This window comes from Methylophaga pinxianii (genome assembly GCF_020447225.1).
In the GTDB taxonomy this organism is placed as follows: Bacteria; Pseudomonadota; Gammaproteobacteria; order Nitrosococcales; family Methylophagaceae; genus Methylophaga; species Methylophaga pinxianii.
This window is the reverse complement of record NZ_JAJAEO010000020.1, coordinates 1-280: the sequence shown is the minus strand read 5'-3', so window position 1 is coordinate 280 and position 280 is coordinate 1. Positions and strand designations below refer to the sequence as shown.

The window sequence follows — 280 nt, the reverse complement described above, 5'->3', positions numbered from 1 at the left end:
ACGACTCGGATGAGAGGGAATCGTCCGGTGGCAACAATGGCATGCGCGATATTAACTTTTTTGACTGAGCTATCTCCAGCGCCTCTTTCAGAATTTCCGTTTCCATGGTTTTGCGGCCAAGCAGTTGCTCCAGTTGCTTCACTTTTTTCTGCAACGCTTTGTGCTCAGCTGAGCTGACCACTTCATCACCAGATTGAATTGCCGACATGCCACCGTCTTGCATGAGTTTCTTCCACTTAAACAATAAACTTGGGGTGATGCCGTTTTGTCTGGCCACCAG

General features: G+C 48.6%; 1 pseudogene. It reads right to left on the bottom strand.

The features are described from left to right. Nucleotides 1-280, bottom strand: a pseudogene (locus tag LGT40_RS00095) (transposase); the annotation flags it as partial.